We start from the raw sequence: 15,788 nt of genomic DNA on the forward strand, positions 1-15,788 counted from the left end.
GGACGACCAGAGGCCGCGGATCAGACGTCGCGGATCAGAGGTCGTACACGACGGTGACCGGCGCATGGTCGGACCACCGCTCGGCATGCGTGGCCGCCCGCTCCACGAACCCCTTGACCGCCTTGGCCGCGAGCCCGCGCGTGGCCATCTGGTAGTCGATGCGCCACCCCGAATCGTTGTCGAAGGCCCGCCCCCGGTACGACCACCAGGAGTACGGCCCCTCGGCGTCCGGGTGCAGGGCGCGCACCACGTCCACGTACCCGCCGTCGGCCGGGTCCAGGACGCCGCCGAGCCACTCCCGCTCCTCCGGGAGGAAGCCGGAGTTCTTGGCGTTGCCGCGCCAGTTCTTCAGGTCGGCCTGCTGGTGGGCGATGTTCCAGTCGCCGCAGACGACGACCTCGCGCCCGTCGGCGGCGGCCCGCTCGCGCAGCTCCTTCAGGTGGGCGAGGAACTCGGTCATGAACCGGTACTTCTCGTCCTGCCGCTCGGTGCCCACCTCGCCGGAGGGGAGATAGAGGGAGGCGACGGTCACACCGGGCAGGTCGGCCTCGACATAGCGCCCGCTCGCGTCGAACTCGTCCGACCCGAAGCCGATGCGCACCCGGTCCGGCTCACGCCGGGTGTACAGGGAGACGCCCGCGCGCCCCTTGGCGGCCGCCGGGGCGTGTACGACGTGCCAGCCGCCGGGCGCTCGCACCTCCTCCGGGAGCTGCTGCGGCTCCGCGCGCACCTCCTGGAGGCAGAGCACGTCCGCGGAGGTCTCCGCGAGCCACTCCACGAAGCCCTTCTTCGCGGCGGCCCGCAGCCCGTTCACATTCACCGAGGTCACAGTCAGCACCAGGGCACGATACCGGCACACTGGACGGAGTCCCGATGTCCACCGCGTTCGCCGCCTGCACGAATATACGATGCCTCACATGAATATACGTCCGGTTGCCTTCGACCACCCCGACGCCGTCAAGCTGAACGACGAGGTCCAGGCCGAGTACCAGCTGCGCTACGGCGACGGCGGCGACGCCACCGCCCTCGACACGGCCGACTTCGAGCCGCCGAACGGCGTCTACCTGATCGCGTACGACGAGTCCGACCGCCCCGTGGCCACCGGCGGCTGGCGCAGCCAGGACGCCAACGGCGAGGGCAACGAGGACGGCGACGCCGAGCTCAAGCGCATGTTCGTCATCGAGGCGATGCGCGGCCGGGGCCTGGCCCGCCGCATGCTCACGGCCCTGGAGGACGACGCCCGCGCGGCCGGCCGCCTCCGCATGGTCCTGGAGACCGGCACCAAGCAGCCGGAGGCCATCGCCCTGTACACCTCCAGCGGCTATGCGCCGTGCACCAAGTTCGGCTACTACCGGCACTACGAGTCCAGCCGCTGCTTCGCGAAGGACCTGCAGGCGGATCCGCCGGCCGGCCTGTAGGCCGCGTCGCCCCCTCAACGGTGCCGGTGGTAGGCCTTGTTGGCGATGCGCCAGCCGTCGTCGCCGCGGACCAGCAGGAAGACGTCGGTGAAGGTGTCCGCGCCGTGGACGAGCGTCATGGTCGCGGTGGCGACGGTGCCGTGGACGTCGACGGCGTCGACGCGGCGGGAGCGCGTCGGTTCGTCCGGGGCGGGCCGGCCCGGGAAGAGCGCACAGTACTGGTCCACGGACCACGAGACGAAGGCGCCGTCCCGGATCCCTTCGATGTGGGCGGTGGCCAGGAACGCGTCGCGGAAGTGGGTGGGGTCGCCGGTGGCGTGTCCGCGGACGTAGGCGCGCAGCGGTTCGAGCACGGCACCGTCCGGGGCGGGGGCCGTGGCGGCTGCGGCTGTGCCGGCATTCGTGTGCGGTGCGGTCATACGGGCCAGGGTGGCGCGCCGCCACATCTGCGACAAGCGCATATCCCGCAGGGCTCCTGTGCGAGGACCGCATACCGGCTGGATACTGGGTGCCATGGAGCTGACGGTGTGGCGGACCTTCGTGACCGTGTGCCGGCTCGGGTCGCTGTCGGCGGCGGCCGCCGAGCTCCATCACACGCAGTCGGCCGTCTCCCGGCAGATCGCCGGACTGGAGCGGCAGCTCGGCGTGCCGCTGATGGAGCGCCATGCGCGCGGCGTGCGCCCGACACCGGCCGGCGAGGTGTTCCGGCGCCATGCCCAGGCCACGCTCAACGAGGCCGACCGCGCGGTTCGCGCCGTACGGGATGTCCGTGACGGGGTGTCCGATCGGCCTCTGGCGGTCGGTGCGACGCCGTCCCTGGCCGCGGGGATGGTGCCCGAGGCCGTCCGGGCCCTGCTGCAGCAGTCCGGGTCCATCCGCTGGAGCCTGCTCCCGGGGCTCAGCGCCCAGCTGCACAGCCGCGTGGTCGCCGGCGATCTGGACATCGCCGTCGTCACCGACGCACCGCCCGGGCTGCCCCACGACGAGCGGGTCGAACACCGGTTCCTGGGGCTGGACGACATGGTCGTCGTACTGCCCGTCGGTCATCCGCAGGCCGGGCGTGGCCCCGTGCACCTGCGGACGCTGGCCGACCAGATCTGGGTCGAGGACAACGACGGCTCGGCGGCGCTCCTGCGCCGGCACGCCGCCCGTGCCGGGGCCGTCGCCCGCATCGACCTCACGGCGGCCGATCTGCCCGGCAAGCTGGCCCTGGTCGCAACCGGTCACGCCATCGCGCTGATACCAGGGGTGCTCAGGTCCGCGCTGCGGACCGACGTCACCACCGTGCCCCTCGTAGATCCCCCGACCCGCGGGATCTACGCGATCACCCCGCACCGCGACCCGCACCCCTCGGCGGCGCCCCTGCTGGACCATCTCGCCGCAGCCTTCGCGGCGGCAGCAAGTGAGCCTTCGTGACGGGCCGGCCGACGCCGCCGGGGCGAGAAGGCCGGACAGCTGACCGCAGTTGGTCCCGGCACCGCGGGCCCGCCGTGACGCGTGCGCCGTGGAAACGTGCGACAGCCCCCGGAAACGACGAAGACCCCGCACGATCTCGACGATCGTGCGGGGTCTCACCGTGCAGTGGACCTGAGGGGATTTGAACCCCTGGCCCCCTCGATGCGAACGAGGTGCGCTACCGGACTGCGCCACAGGCCCTTGCAACGAGTGAAACTCTAGCATCCCGTTCGGGGTGCTTGGAAATCCGTTCCCTGACTGGTCAGGAGCGGGGTGCCGAGGCGCCCCGCGCCCTCCGTCTCAGGTCATTCGTTGGCCGCGCGGGGGCGGTCGCCGTCCTCGTACTGGTCGAAGAGGGGGGTGCGGCCGCGTTCGCGTGCGCGGCGGGCGGAGGCCGCCCGGCGGGCGTCGGTCCGGCCGTCCGCCGGTGCCGTCCTGTCGTCGTCGGCGGGCTCCGCCTCCTCCGCCTCGGCCTGGGGCGCCGCCGGCCTGCTCTCCTGCTCCGGCGCGACGGCACTGGACCGCGCCGAGCTCCACGCGTCCGGCGCCCCCAGGTCCACGTCGGAGGTGGCACGCGGCGCGACCGGCGCGGTCACGTACGTCGGCAGGGGCACCGGCACCGGGTCCCAGCTGTCCCCGTGCCCGGGCCGCCGCTGCCGCTCGCGCTGCTGGTCGACCCACTCGGCGTGGTCGGTCTGCTCGACGAGGGCGCGCCGGTCGGCGGCGAGCGCGGACAGGCCGGGATCGGTCCCGGTCTCTGGTCCCTCCTCCGGTTCGTCCGCGCCGGCGTCCGCCGGGTCGAGGGGCGCGCGCCGGCGCGGCTGGCGCTCCCGCAACCGCTGTGCGGCGGCCTCGGCCTGACGCCGGTCCATCTGGTAGGCGAAGCGCCGGCGCTCCTGTGCGCGCAGGTAGGCGATGTAGGCGCTGAGCATGACGGCGGGCACGCCCGGCGCCCACAGGAAGGCGAGCCCCCCGACGGCGGCGACGATCGCGCCCAGCGTGAAGGCGACGAAGAGCATGACGGTGGTGCGCCGACGGCGGGCGAGCGCCTTCGAGCGCCGGGCACGTTCCGCGGCCGCCTGCGCGGAGGGTGCGCGCCGGGGGGTCGGAACCTGCTTGCGGGCGGGCGTGGCACCCGACTTGGGCGCGGGTGCGGTGCCTGCCTGGCGGGGCGCCGTGGACGGGGACTTGGCCGCCGGGGCGGCCGCCTGGTCGCGCGCCGGTTCCTGGCGTCCGGGCGCCTCCGGCTCCACCTCCGCCCGGACCTGACGGCGGGTCGGAGGCATGGCGAAGGCCCGGACGTCCACCGAGTCGGTGGCGGCGTCCGGTTGGCCGGCGTCCTGCTCCCCCTCCGAGGCGGAGCGCGCCCGCAGGTCCCTGGCGTACCGACGCTCCATCCCCGCCCGTCCGGACAGGAGCCGGATGGCGGTGCTGAAGCGTTCCGTCGGACGGGCCTCGTTCAGCTCGTCCTGCCTACGGAGCCACATCGGCACCAAGTAGGCGGCCCAGGCCCCGACAATGACTGCGTAGATGAGGCCGCTGCTGCTCACGCCTCACACGGTAGAGGGGTTTGCGTGGGGCCATCTGCCAATTGCGTCGGTGTGTCGCACGATCCGGCTGATATTTCGAGCTTTTTTTGTGACCGATGCGATCAGTAGGCCGTCGGAGCCGCGAATTCAACGTCCCTAGACGGTCAAGAACCGATCAATTTCGAACATGCATTCAATTTGTTCGGCTAGCCGGGATTCCCTGGGGTGTTCTGCGGATTGCGGGGCCCGTGCGGGGTGCCGGTCGGGCCCGGCGCCTTCGCGGACGCGCTCTGCGAGCGGGCCCGCTGCCAGCGGCCGAGCAGCCCCTCGGGCACCTCTTCCGCGGTGAGGGCGAAGACGAGGTGGTCGCGCCAGGCGCCGTCGATGTGGAGATAACGCGGCCGCAGCCCCTCCTCACGGAATCCGAGTTTCTCCACGACCCGGCGGCTGGGCCGGTTCTCCGGGCGAATGCAGACCTCGATGCGGTGCAGACCAACGGAGCGGAAACAGTGGTCCACCACGAGCGCGACGGCCGTCGGCATCACCCCGCGGCCGGCCACCGACTGGTCCACCCAGTAGCCGACGTGCCCCGAGCACATCGACCCCCAGGTGATTCCGGCGACGGTCAACTGCCCGACCAGGCGCCCCTGGTACTCGATGACGAACGGCAGCATGCGGCCGGCGTTCGCCTCGGACCGCAGGTGCCGGACCATCTGCCGGTAGGTCGGCCGGTGCGCGATCGGCCCGCTGGGCGTGGGCGGCGGGATGGTGGCCTCCCAGGGGCGCAGCCAGTCCCGGTTGCGCCGGTTGACCTCGCGCCAGGCCCGCTGGTCACGCACCCTTATGGGCCGGAGGACGACGTCGCCGTCCACCAGCACGACGGGCCAGGACAGGCTGTTCAGCTCGCACCCCCACTGCTCGGCCCGGGGTGGTCGCCGCCGCGGATCTGGTCGACGGCGTGCGCCAGCAGCGGCTCCAGGACGGCGAGGCCGTCCCGTACCCCGCCGGTGGACCCCGGAAGGTTGACGATCAGTGTCCGGCCCGCCACTCCGGCCAGACCCCGGGAGAGCGCGGCGGTGGGCACCTTGTCCCGTCCGAACGCCCGGACGGCCTCGGCGATGCCCGGCACCTCGTAGTCGAGCACCGCGCGGGTCGCCTCGGGTGTGCGGTCGGTCGGCGAGATACCGGTGCCCCCGGTGGTCACGACGACGTCGTAGCCGGCCTCGACCCCCGCGCGCAGCGCCGCCGCCACGGGTTCCCCGTCGGGCACGACCCGCGGCCCGTCCACGCCGAACCCGAGGCCGGTCAGGCCCGCCACGAGCAGCGGTCCGCCCCGGTCCTCGTAGACACCGGCGGCGGCCCGGTTGGAGGCGGTCACGACCAGCGCGCGATACGGCGCGCGCGGCGCACCCTCGGCGGACGCCCCGGCGTTCACGCCCGGCTCCAGTCGCCCGACTTCCCGCCCGTCTTCTCCTCCACGCGTACGTCCGTGATGACCGCTCCCTTGTCGACCGCCTTGACCATGTCGATCACGGTGAGCGCCGCGACGGAGACCGCCGTGAGCGCCTCCATCTCGACACCCGTGCGGTCCGTCGTCCGCACCGTGGCCAGGATCTCCACCGCGTCGTCCGCGACCGCCAGATCCAGTTTCACACCGGAGAGGGCCAAGGGGTGACACAGCGGGATCAGGTCCGGGGTGCGTTTGGCCCCCATGATCCCGGCGATGCGCGCGGTGGCGAGGGCGTCGCCCTTCGGAACGCCGCCGCCGCGCAGCAGCTCGACCACGCGGGGCGAGACGAGGACGCGTCCGCTGGCGCGGGCGGTGCGTGCGGTCACGTCCTTGCCGGACACGTCGACCATGCGGGCGGCGCCCGTGTCGTCGAGGTGCGTCAGTCGGTCTGGCGCGGAGGGTCCGGGGGTGTCCCCCCGGAAGGGCTCAGTCATGCTGTGTGGCGCTCCCGGTCCTGGCCCGTCGCGGTGCGGCGCTCGGGCCTGCTGTGCGCGACACGGTACCGCCAAGACGGCACGCACCAGCGGGCAGGACCGCCCGGCGGACGGGTACGCGTGCGTGGCGGGACACCGGCCGGCCGAACAGGACGCCCGTCAGCCGAGCAGGACGACCTCGACGTCGGTGCCGGGCTCGACGGACTCCACGTCCTCGGGTACGACGATCAGCGCGTCGGCGTGGGCCAGGGCCGCGACCAGGTGCGAACCGGCGCCGCCCACGGCGGCCACCTCGCCGTCGGCGTACGCCCCGCGCAGGAACTGCCGGCGCCCCTTGGGCGAGCCGAGCGCCTTGTCCGCCCGGAGGGTCGCCGTGGTCCGGGGCCGGTGGACGTCGTCGAGGCCCATCAGGGTGCGGATGGCGGGGCGGACGAACAGTTCGAAGGAGACGTACGACGACACGGGGTTGCCCGGCAGCGCCAGCAGGGGCGTGTGGTCGGGGCCGATGGAGCCGAAGCCCTGGGGCTTGCCGGGCTGCATGGCGAGCGTGCGGAAGTCGATGCCGCTGCCCGGCTCGTCCTCGTCGCCGACGTGCGCCAGCGCCTCCTTGACGACGTCGTAGGCCCCCACGCTGACACCGCCGGTGGTGACCAGCAGGTCGGCGCGGACCAGCTGGTCCTCGATGGTGGCGCGCAGGGTCTCGGCGTCGTCGACGACGGCGCCCACCCGGTAGGCGATGGCACCCGCGTCCCGGGCGGCGGCGGTGAGGGCGAAGCTGTTCGAGTCGTAGATCTGGCCGCTGCCGAGCGCCTCGTCGGGCTGCACGAGTTCGCTGCCGGTGGAGACGACGACCACGCGCGGGCGCGGGCGCACACGTGCCGTGCCGCGGCCGATCGCGGCGAGCAGCGCGATCTGCGGCGGGCCGAGGACCGTGCCGGCCGCCAGGGCGAGGTCGCCGGCCTTCACGTCGCTGCCCCGCGCGCGTACGTGCGCGCGTGCCTCGGCCGGCCGGTGCACGCGCACGTGCCCCTCGGCGCCCTCGGGCGCGAGGCTGCGCGCCCGCATCCCGGCGACCGGTCCCTCGCCGAGTCCGCCGTCGGTCCACTCCACGGGGACGACGGCCTCGGCGCCGGGCGGCAGCGGGGCGCCGGTCATGATGCGGACCGCCTGGCCGGGGCCCACCGGGGTCAGCTCGGCCGCGCCCGCCGCGACGTCCCCGACGACCTCCAGGACGGCGGGGAACTCCTCGCTCGCGCCCGCCACGTCCGCGACCCGCACCGCGTACCCGTCCATGGAGCTGTTGTCGAACGGCGGCAGCGAGAGCGGCACCGTGACGTCGTCGACCAGGACGCAGCCCTGCGCGTCGAGGAGTTGCAGCTCGATGGGTTCCAGGGGACGGACGGTGGTGAGGATGTCCTCCAGGTGCTCGTCCACCGACCACAGGTGGTCCGGGCCGGCGGGGCGGGTCGCGGTGCTGCTCAACTCTGCTGCATCTCCTCGGCTACGTAACTGCGAAGCCAGGTCCGGAAGTCCGGGCCCAGGTCTTCACGTTCGCACGCGAGCCGGACAATGGCACGCAGGTAGTCGCCGCGGTCGCCGGTGTCATAGCGGCGCCCCTTGAAGACGACGCCGTGCACGGGGCCGCCGACCTTCTCGTCCTGCGCGAGCTGCTGGAGGGCGTCGGTCAGCTGGATCTCGCCGCCCCGGCCCGGCTCGGTGCGCCGCAGTATGTCGAAGACGTGCGGGTCGAGGACGTAGCGGCCGATCACCGCGTAGCTGGACGGGGCGTCCGCCGGGTCCGGCTTCTCGACCAGTCCGGTCACCTTGACGACGTCGCTGTCGGCGGTGGTCTCCACGGCCGCGGAGCCGTAGAGGTGGATCTGCTCGGGGTCGACCTCCATGAGCGCGATCACGCTGCCGCCGTGCTGCTCCTGGACCTCGATCATGCGCCGCAGCAGGGGGTCGCGGGGGTCGATCAGGTCGTCGCCGAGGAGGACGGCGAAGGGCTCGTGGCCCACGTGCGGGGCGGCGCAGAGCACGGCGTGACCGAGGCCCCTGGGGTCGCCCTGGCGGACGTAGTGCATGGTGGCCAGGTCGCTGGACTCCTGCACCTTGGCGAGCCGGCCGGCGTCGCCCTTCTTCTGGAGCGCCGACTCCAGCTCGTAGTTGCGGTCGAAGTGGTCTTCCAGAGGGCGCTTGTTGCGTCCGGTGATCATGAGGACGTCGTCGAGCCCCGCCGACACGGCCTCCTCGACCACGTACTGGATCGCCGGCTTGTCGACGACCGGCAGCATCTCCTTGGGAGTGGCCTTGGTGGCCGGCAGGAACCGGGTGCCGAGGCCTGCTGCGGGAATGACAGCCTTGCTGATCCTGGGGTGCGACTGAGTCATGTCCGCAACCTTATCCGGTGCCTTTGTGGAGAATCTGAGACTCCGGGCAATTGGCACCATATGAGCGGATTAAGGAAGGGCGCGGGAACGACCTGTGGAGCACGGTGGACCTGAGGCCGAGACTGACAAGCGAATGTTGCGCCGAGAATTCCTCGGGGTGAGGAACAGGTTGACGACGGATGTCGTCAGGGAGGCGGCCGACGCGCTGGCCGGGCACGCGCTGGAACTGCCCGAGTTGGCGCGTGCGCGCACGGTGGCGGCGTACGTCTCGGTCGAGAACGAGCCCGGCACGCTCACGCTGCTGGACGCGCTGGTCACGCGGGGGGTGCGCGTCCTGCTCCCCGCGCTGCTGCCGGACCACGACCTGGACTGGGGCGCGTACACCGGGGAGGGCTCCCTCGCCCGCGTCCAACACGGCGGGAAGATGGCGCTGTTCGAACCCTCCGGTGAACGCCTGGGGCCGGACGCCGTGCTGGACGCGGACGCCGTGCTGCTGCCGGGGCTCGCGGTGGACGCGCGCGGGATGCGCCTGGGGCGCGGCGGCGGCTCGTACGACCGGGTGCTGGCGCGGCTGGAGCGCGCGGGCGCGCGCCCGGCGCTCGTGGTGCTGCTGTACGACACGGAGGTCGTCGAGCGGGTGCCCGCGCAGGCGCACGACCGGCCGGTGCAGGCGGTGGTGACGCCGTCGGGGGTGCGCCGGTTCGCGACCCCCTGAGCCGCTCCCGGCCGCTCCCGGCCGTCTTCTCCTGCCCTCGCGCATGTGAAACGGCCCTCCACGCACGCGTGGAGGGCCGTTTCAGCGGCGACCGGCCGTCGGGCTCAGGGTTTGAGGACGAGGGTGTCGCTGGTGCTCTTGTCGACCGCCTTGTCCGAGAACGACCACGGGAGCAGTTCGCCGTCGGCCCACTTGCTCGTCTGGTCGGTGTAGTGGGCGCTGAAGGCGTGGCCGGAGGCTCCGGTGAGGTTGATCCACTTGGATTTGTCGAGGTCGTCGAGGTTGACGACCATCCGCATGGACGGCACCCAGACGACGCCGTAGCCGCCGGCGGCGTTCCAGCCGGTCGCGTCGACCGTGGCCTCGCCGCCGCTGAGCTTCCAGGGGCCGCGGTTGAGGATGTACTGGACGATGGCCGGGCCGTCGGTGCCCAGAGTCTGGTTCTTCAGGAACAGGCGGTGCAGCCGGCCCCAGCTCCAGGTGTCGATGTCCTTGCCGAGCTTGGCGGTCAGCTCCCAGCGGGCGTCGATCATGGCGCGCTTGAACAGCTCGTCCATGTTGTCGGCCTTGGGGCGGTCACCGGCGCCGGCCGGCGTCTTCCACCAGTCGCTGTCCGGCTTGTCCATGAGGTTGCGGACCACCTCGAACCAGCGGTCGCCGCCGTCCGGCTGGGCCTGGTCGGCGTCGCGCTCGCCGCACTCGCGCACCTTGGTGTCGTCGTCCACCGGACCGGTGCTGTCGACCTTGTCGACCCACAGGCACTGCCCCTCGACCCGCAGCTCCTTGGGCAGCTTGTTGCCGAAGGCGAGCTTGAGGATGTTGCGCCAGACCGCGTTGAAGTAGGCGGCGGCCGCGGAGTCGGCGTCCTGGGTGTAGTCCCAGCCCTCCAGGAGCTTCTGCGCCTCCCGGACGTCCTTGTCGTCCAGGTTGATCTTCAGCAGCTTGGGCACCAGCAGCTTGGCGATCTCGCTGCTGTTGTCCGTCTGCATCTGGCGCATGTCGTCCGTGGAGATCTTGCCGCCGTCCTTGATCTTCGACTCGATCAGGTCGGTGATGCGCTGGCTGCGGGTGCCGTAGCCCCAGTCGGTGGTGAGCGTGTAGGGGTACTTGTCCTGGTCGATCACGGCCTGGTTGGCGGTGACGATGTAGCCGCGCTTCGGGTCGTACTCGTAGGGCAGCTCGTCCTGCTTGATGAAGCCGGTCCACTTGTACTTGGGGTCCCAGCCCGGCGCCGGGATGGAGCCGTCGTCCGCCGACGAGCGCGTGGGGATCCTGCCGGGCAGCGTGTAGCCGATGTTGTTCTTGGTGTCGGCGTAGATCAGGTTCTGCGAGGGCACGTCGAACTGGGCGGCCGCCTGGCGGAAGGAGTCCCAGTCGGACGCCTTGTCGAGGGCGAAGACGGCGTCCATGGTGGTGCCCGGGTCCAGGGCGGTCCATCTCAGGGCGATGCCGTAGCCGTCGCCGCGGTCGGGTGCGGCGGTGTCGACACTGGCCTTCTTGCCGACCTCGACGAGTTCGTCGTCACGGTCGGACAGCAGCGGCATGCCGTCGGCGGTCTGGCGCACGACGATCTTCTTGGACGCGCCGCCGGCGACCTTGATGGTCTCGGTCCGGGTCGTGAAGGGCCTGGTCTTGCCGTCGTACAGGTAGCCGTCGCCGGAGAGCTTCTCCAGGTAGAGGTCGGTGACGTCGACCCCGGAGTTGGTCATGCCCCAGGCGATGTCCGCGTTGTGGCCGATGACCACGCCGGGCATGCCGGCGAAGGTGTAGCCGGTGACGTCGTACTGGCACTTGCTGGAGACCGTGGTGCAGTGCAGGCCCATCTGGTACCAGACGGACGGCAGTGACGCCGACAGGTGCGGGTCGTTGGCGAGCAGCGGCTTGCCGGTGATGGTGTGCTCGCCGCCGACGACCCAGGAGTTGGAGCCGATGCCCTGGCCGTTCACGCCGACGGCCGTGGGGACGTCGTCCAGGACGTTGTAGAGGCTCTCCAGCTGGCTCGTGAGCGCCGAACCGGTGGAGGACGAGGTCGAGGTGCCGCTCGTGTCCGTCGAGGTCCCGGAACCGCTCGTGGAGCCGCTCTGCTCGAACGTCTTGGTGACCGCGTCGTACTGCCCCTGCTGGACGATCGGCTTGTTCCGGCTGTACGGGTAGTCCGGGTACAGGTCCTTGATCTGCTGCGGGCCGAGGCGGCTGGTCATCAGGGCCCGGTCGATCTCGTCGTCCATGTTGCCGCGCAGGTCCCAGGCCATCGCCTTCAGCCAGGAGACCGAGTCGACGGGGGTCCACTGCTCGGGCTTGTAGTCGTTGACGAACCCGAGGGCCGCGTACTCCAGGGAGATGTCCTTGCCGTCCTTGCCCTGGAGGTAGGCGTTGACTCCCTTGGAGTAGGCCTGGAGGTACTTCTTCGTGGAGTCCGACAGCTTGGTGTCGTACTCCTCCTTCGCGACCCGGTCCCAGCCCATGGTGCGCAGGAACTCGTCGTTCTTCACCTGGCCCTTGCCGAACATCTCCGACAGGCGCCCGGAGGTCATGTGCCGGCGCACGTCCATCTCGTAGAACCGGTCCTGCGCCTGGACGTAGCCCTGCGCCATGAACAGGTCCTCGTCGGTGGAGGCGTAGATCTGCGGGATCCCGTAGCTGTCGCGCTTCACGGTCACGGGCCCGGAGAGGCCTTCGAGCGTGATCGAACCCTTGGTCTGCGGGAAGGACGCGCGGACCGTGCTGACCGACCAGTACGCCCCGTAGAAGACGCCACCGACGACTGCCAGGACGAGCACGAGCACGACAAGTCGTGCTCTGCGCCCCTTCTTCCTGCCGGACTTGCCAGGCTTGTCACCCGATGTGGCGGTGGTGTTGGGGGGCATCGCTGTCCTTGCTGTCCTAACGCGAGCGGCAGACGGGCATGTGCATTTGACTGAGCGCTGGAGCAACCATAGGCGCAGGGCCTGACGCCACTTGACCCGGAGTGGGGAACCGGCGGGCACGGGCGTTCGATCTTGCCGCGGGAAGCGTCAAGAAAGCGTCAAGAGTTAGGTAAGGTAACGAAGTACTTGGGTGCGCAGTGCCGCACTCTCGGTCCTGTGTACGTGAGCTTCCGCGTCGCCCGCGCGCGAGCCAAGGAAGGGAACCGCCGCTGACCGTCCACCACCTCAACCAGCTCCTGCTCGTCTGCTCCGTGGTCCTGCTGGTCGCCGTCGCGGCCGTCCGGATCTCCTCGCGCAGCGGGCTCCCCAGCCTGCTCGTGTACCTGGGGATCGGCGTCCTCATGGGCCAGGACGGCATCGGCGACATCCACTTCGACAACGCCGAACTGACCCAGGTCATCGGATACGCGGCCCTGGTCGTGATCCTGGCCGAGGGCGGTCTCGGCACGAAGTGGAAGGAGGTCGAACCGGTCCTGGCGTCCGCCTCCATGCTGGCCCTCGTCGGGGTCGGGGTGAGCGTCGGCGTCACCGCCGCGGGCGCGCACTACCTGGTCGGACTGGAGTGGCGGCAGGCGCTCATCATCGGCGCGGTGGTGTCCTCGACGGACGCGGCGGCGGTGTTCTCCGTGCTCCGGCGCATTCCGCTGCCCGCGCGCGTGACGGGCACCCTGGAGGCGGAGTCCGGCTTCAACGACGCCCCGGTGGTCATCCTGGTCGTCGCCCTGTCCACCGCGGGACCGGTCGAGCACTGGTACGTCCTGGTGGGCGAGATAGCGATGGAGCTGGCCATCGGCGCGGGCATAGGCCTCGCGGTCGGCTGGCTCGGCTCCTGGGGCCTTCGGCACGTCGCGCTGCCCGCCTCCGGCCTCTACCCGATCGCGGTGATGGCCATCGCGGTCACGGCGTACGCGGCCGGCGCGCTGGCGCACGGCAGCGGCTTCCTCGCGGTCTACCTGGCCTCCATGGTGCTCGGCAACGCCAAGCTGCCGCACTGGCCGGCCACCCGCGGGTTCGCCGAGGGGCTCGGCTGGATCGCCCAGATCGGCATGTTCGTCCTGCTCGGCCTGCTGGTCACCCCGCACGAGCTCGGCGACGACATCGTGCCCGCCCTCGTCATCGGGCTGGTGCTCACCATGGTGGCGCGGCCGGTGAGCGTGATCCTCAGCCTCGCGCCGTTCCGGGTGCCCTGGGCGGAGCAGACCCTGATGTCCTGGGCCGGGCTGCGCGGCGCCGTGCCCATCATCCTGGCGACGATCCCCATGGTGAACGGCGTCGACGCCAGCCACCGGATCTTCAACATCGTCTTCGTCCTGGTCGTCGTCTACACCCTCGTCCAGGGTCCGACGCTGCCCTGGCTGGCCCGCAAGCTGCGGCTCGGCGAGGGCCCGGAGGCCGCCGACCTCGGCATCGAGTCCGCGCCCCTGGAGCGGCTGCGCGGGCACCTGCTGTCCGTGTCGATCCCCGAGGGCTCCCTGATGCACGGCGTGGAGATCAACGAGCTGCGGCTGCCCGCCGGGGCCGCCGTCACCCTCGTCGTCCGCGAAGGAAAATCGTTTGTTCCGCTGCCCGCGACGGTGCTGCGGCGCGGGGACGAACTCCTCGTGGTCGCCACCGACCCGGTGCGGGACGCCGCGGAACGGCGACTGCGCGCGGTCGGCCACGGGGGCAAGCTGGCGGGCTGGCTGGGCACGAACGGGACGGCGGGCGCGGGGTCGAGCGGTGCGCCGGGCGGGCGTTAACGGGTGCGCCGGGCGTGCGTTGGCGGTGCGCCGGGCGTGCGTTAAGGGCGTGTTTCGGATAGTTCACACCCCAGCCAATCCCAGGTGAACGGGCCTGACGGTGCTGGTTTTCACAGGCGTACCGGGCTTTCACCCCTGTACGATGAAAGCACCTGATCGAACCAACTCTGCCTGACGCAGAGCTGGCGCGACCGTATGGCGGCCGGGACGCTCTTCGCAGTGGATGCCGGTATCTACCGCAGTTCCGCGCAAGAGGACAGCTCTCGGCGCCCCCCGCACGGGCGCGCTACCAGGCGGCAGAAAGGCACGGGCCGTGGCATCCACGGTCACCACCGAACCGTCGGAGAACCCGGCGGCGCCGCCCCGCCCGGGATACGGACAGCTGCTGCGCACCCGCGGCGCCTGGACGTTCCTGCTCCCCGGCTTCGCGGCGCGCCAGCCGTTCGCGATGCTCACCATCTCCATCGTGCTGCTCGTGCAGCACACCACCGGCTCGTACGGCGCCGCGGGCGCCGCGGCGGCCGTCACCGGCGTCTCCATGGCCCTGTTCGCCCCCTACAGCGGCCGTCTGGCCGACCGCTACGGGCAGCGGGCGGTGCTGGTCCCCGGCGTCCTCGTGCACACCCTGTCCGGCCTCGCCCTCACGGCGCTCGCGCTGGCGCACGCGCCCCTGTGGGCGCTCTTCGCGGCGGCCGTGCCGACCGGCGCCTCGGTGCCGCAGATCGGCCCCATGGTGCGTGCCCGCTGGGGCGTGCAGCTCCAGGACACCCCTCTGATGTCCACCGCGGCCGCCTTCGAGTCCGTCACCGACGAGCTCACCTTCGTCTTCGGCCCGCTGCTCGCGACCGCCCTGTGCACCACCGTGGCCCCGGCCGCCGGCCTGGTCACGGAAGCCGCGCTGACCCTGGCCGGCGGCCTGCTGTTCGCCGCGCGGAAGAGCACCCAGCCGCAGGTGACCGGCGCCGGCCACGCGCGCGTGCGGCACGCCTCCGCACTCCGCGTCCCGGGCGTACGCGTCCTGGTCGTATCCTTCCTGGGCATCGGCTCCGTCTTCGGCGGCATGCAGGTCTCCCTCGCGGCCTTCACCGAGTCGATCGGCGAGCCCGGCCTGAACGGCGTCCTGTACGGCACCTTCGCCGCGGGGAACATGCTCTCCGGCATCGTCTGCGGCGCGCTCGCCTGGAAGGCCGCCCCGCACCGGCGCCTGGTCGTCGGCTACGCGGCGCTCGCGCTGACCGCGTCGGCGCTGTGGACGTCCCACTCGGTGCTCGTCCTGGCCGGCCTCGGCCTGCTGGTCGGCATGTGCATCGCGCCCGCCCTGATCACCGGCTACACGCTGGTCGAGGACCTGGTCCCGGCCGGCGCCCGCACGGAGGCCTTCACCTGGCTGACCGGCGCGGTGGCGCTCGGCCAGGCGGCCGCCGTCACGGTCGCCGGACAGCTGGAGGACCGCCTGTGGGGCGGCGCCGGGTTCCTGGTGCCGATGGCGGGCACCCTGCTCGCCCTGGTGACCCTCCTGGCGCTGCGTTCGCGGCTCGTCACCCGGCCCCGGAACCGCACGGTCGCACGTGGCGTCGGTCACCGCGTACCGCTGACGGTGGACTGATCCTCAGGAATACGTCAGTATGGACCGTCGTTAGCACTCACTGAGTGAGAGTGCCAGGAGGAAGA

The 15,788-nt window shown here is 71.8% G+C and carries 13 protein-coding genes, 1 tRNA gene and 1 pseudogene; 5 read left to right on the forward strand and 10 right to left on the reverse strand.

Translation table 11 applies throughout. The features are described 5' to 3' along the window. Positions 1-34: 34 nt before the first annotated feature. Positions 35-838: an exodeoxyribonuclease III gene (locus ACFZB3_RS17410; RefSeq protein WP_391376305.1), complete on the reverse strand. Its 804-nt coding sequence runs from the start codon at positions 836-838 to the stop codon at positions 35-37. A 79-nt stretch (positions 839-917) separates the two neighbouring features. Here ACFZB3_RS17410 and ACFZB3_RS17415 point away from each other — a divergent pair, with 79 nt between their 5' ends. After that, positions 918-1,418: a GNAT family N-acetyltransferase gene (locus ACFZB3_RS17415; protein ID WP_391376308.1), complete on the forward strand. Its 501-nt coding sequence runs from the start codon at positions 918-920 to the stop codon at positions 1,416-1,418. A gap of 14 nt (positions 1,419-1,432) precedes the next feature. Here the strand turns inward: ACFZB3_RS17415 and ACFZB3_RS17420 are convergent. Then, positions 1,433-1,810 (reverse strand): annotated as a pseudogene (locus ACFZB3_RS17420) (nuclear transport factor 2 family protein); the annotation flags it as partial. 121 nt (positions 1,811-1,931) lie between these two features. Between ACFZB3_RS17420 and ACFZB3_RS17425 the strand changes: the two are divergent. Then, positions 1,932-2,834, forward strand: coding sequence for a LysR substrate-binding domain-containing protein (locus ACFZB3_RS17425; protein WP_391376311.1), 903 nt, complete (start codon positions 1,932-1,934; stop codon positions 2,832-2,834). Between the two features lie 166 nt (positions 2,835-3,000). Here the strand turns inward: ACFZB3_RS17425 and ACFZB3_RS17430 are convergent. The 7 genes from ACFZB3_RS17430 to galU all read right to left on the reverse strand — a co-directional run bounded on the left by ACFZB3_RS17430 (position 3,001) and on the right by galU (position 8,736). After that, positions 3,001-3,074: transfer RNA gene (locus ACFZB3_RS17430), tRNA-Ala, on the reverse strand. A gap of 104 nt (positions 3,075-3,178) precedes the next feature. Continuing rightward, a complete protein-coding gene (gene glpR / locus ACFZB3_RS17435) occupies positions 3,179-4,423 on the reverse strand; it encodes a gephyrin-like molybdotransferase receptor GlpR (protein WP_391376314.1) in 1,245 nt (414 codons plus the stop codon). Between the two features lie 185 nt (positions 4,424-4,608). Next, positions 4,609-5,280, reverse strand: coding sequence for a GNAT family N-acetyltransferase (locus ACFZB3_RS17440; RefSeq protein ID WP_391376317.1), 672 nt, complete (start codon positions 5,278-5,280; stop codon positions 4,609-4,611). A gap of 20 nt (positions 5,281-5,300) precedes the next feature. Further along, complete coding sequence (locus ACFZB3_RS17445; protein WP_391376320.1) at positions 5,301-5,837, reverse strand: molybdenum cofactor synthesis domain-containing protein; 537 nt, start codon at positions 5,835-5,837, stop codon at positions 5,301-5,303. Continuing rightward, complete coding sequence (moaC, locus tag ACFZB3_RS17450; protein WP_391376323.1) at positions 5,834-6,346, reverse strand: cyclic pyranopterin monophosphate synthase MoaC; 513 nt, start codon at positions 6,344-6,346, stop codon at positions 5,834-5,836. Before moaC ends, ACFZB3_RS17445 begins: the two co-directional genes overlap by 4 nt. Positions 6,347-6,505: 159 nt before the next feature. Continuing rightward, positions 6,506-7,828: a gephyrin-like molybdotransferase Glp gene (glp, locus tag ACFZB3_RS17455; protein ID WP_391376326.1), complete on the reverse strand. Its 1,323-nt coding sequence runs from the start codon at positions 7,826-7,828 to the stop codon at positions 6,506-6,508. Beyond that, on the reverse strand, positions 7,825-8,736 hold the full coding sequence (galU, locus tag ACFZB3_RS17460; RefSeq protein WP_391376329.1) for a UTP--glucose-1-phosphate uridylyltransferase GalU: 912 nt from the start codon (positions 8,734-8,736) through the stop codon (positions 7,825-7,827). Before galU ends, glp begins: the two co-directional genes overlap by 4 nt. 133 nt (positions 8,737-8,869) lie before the next feature. On the opposite strand from galU, the gene ACFZB3_RS17465 reads away from it, so the two are divergent. Then, the gene (locus tag ACFZB3_RS17465; protein WP_391376332.1) at positions 8,870-9,451 is read left to right on the forward strand and encodes a 5-formyltetrahydrofolate cyclo-ligase; all 582 of its coding nucleotides are present in this window, start codon (positions 8,870-8,872) and stop codon (positions 9,449-9,451) included. 104 nt (positions 9,452-9,555) lie between these two features. Here the strand turns inward: ACFZB3_RS17465 and ACFZB3_RS17470 are convergent, their stop codons facing one another. Continuing rightward, positions 9,556-12,318, reverse strand: a complete 2,763-nt coding sequence (locus ACFZB3_RS17470) for a penicillin acylase family protein (RefSeq protein WP_391376335.1) — start codon at positions 12,316-12,318, stop codon at positions 9,556-9,558. A 197-nt stretch (positions 12,319-12,515) separates the two neighbouring features. Between ACFZB3_RS17470 and ACFZB3_RS17475 the strand changes: the two genes are divergently transcribed. Together ACFZB3_RS17475 and ACFZB3_RS17480 are read left to right on the forward strand one after the other, a co-directional pair. Further along, positions 12,516-14,117, forward strand: coding sequence for a potassium/proton antiporter (locus tag ACFZB3_RS17475; protein WP_391376338.1), 1,602 nt, complete (start codon positions 12,516-12,518; stop codon positions 14,115-14,117). 313 nt (positions 14,118-14,430) lie between these two features. Further along, positions 14,431-15,723, forward strand: coding sequence for an MFS transporter (locus ACFZB3_RS17480; RefSeq protein WP_391376341.1), 1,293 nt, complete (start codon positions 14,431-14,433; stop codon positions 15,721-15,723). Positions 15,724-15,788 lie beyond the last annotated feature (65 nt).

This window comes from Streptomyces sp. NPDC008092 (assembly GCF_042957285.1).
In the GTDB taxonomy this organism is placed as follows: domain Bacteria; phylum Actinomycetota; class Actinomycetes; order Streptomycetales; family Streptomycetaceae; genus Streptomyces.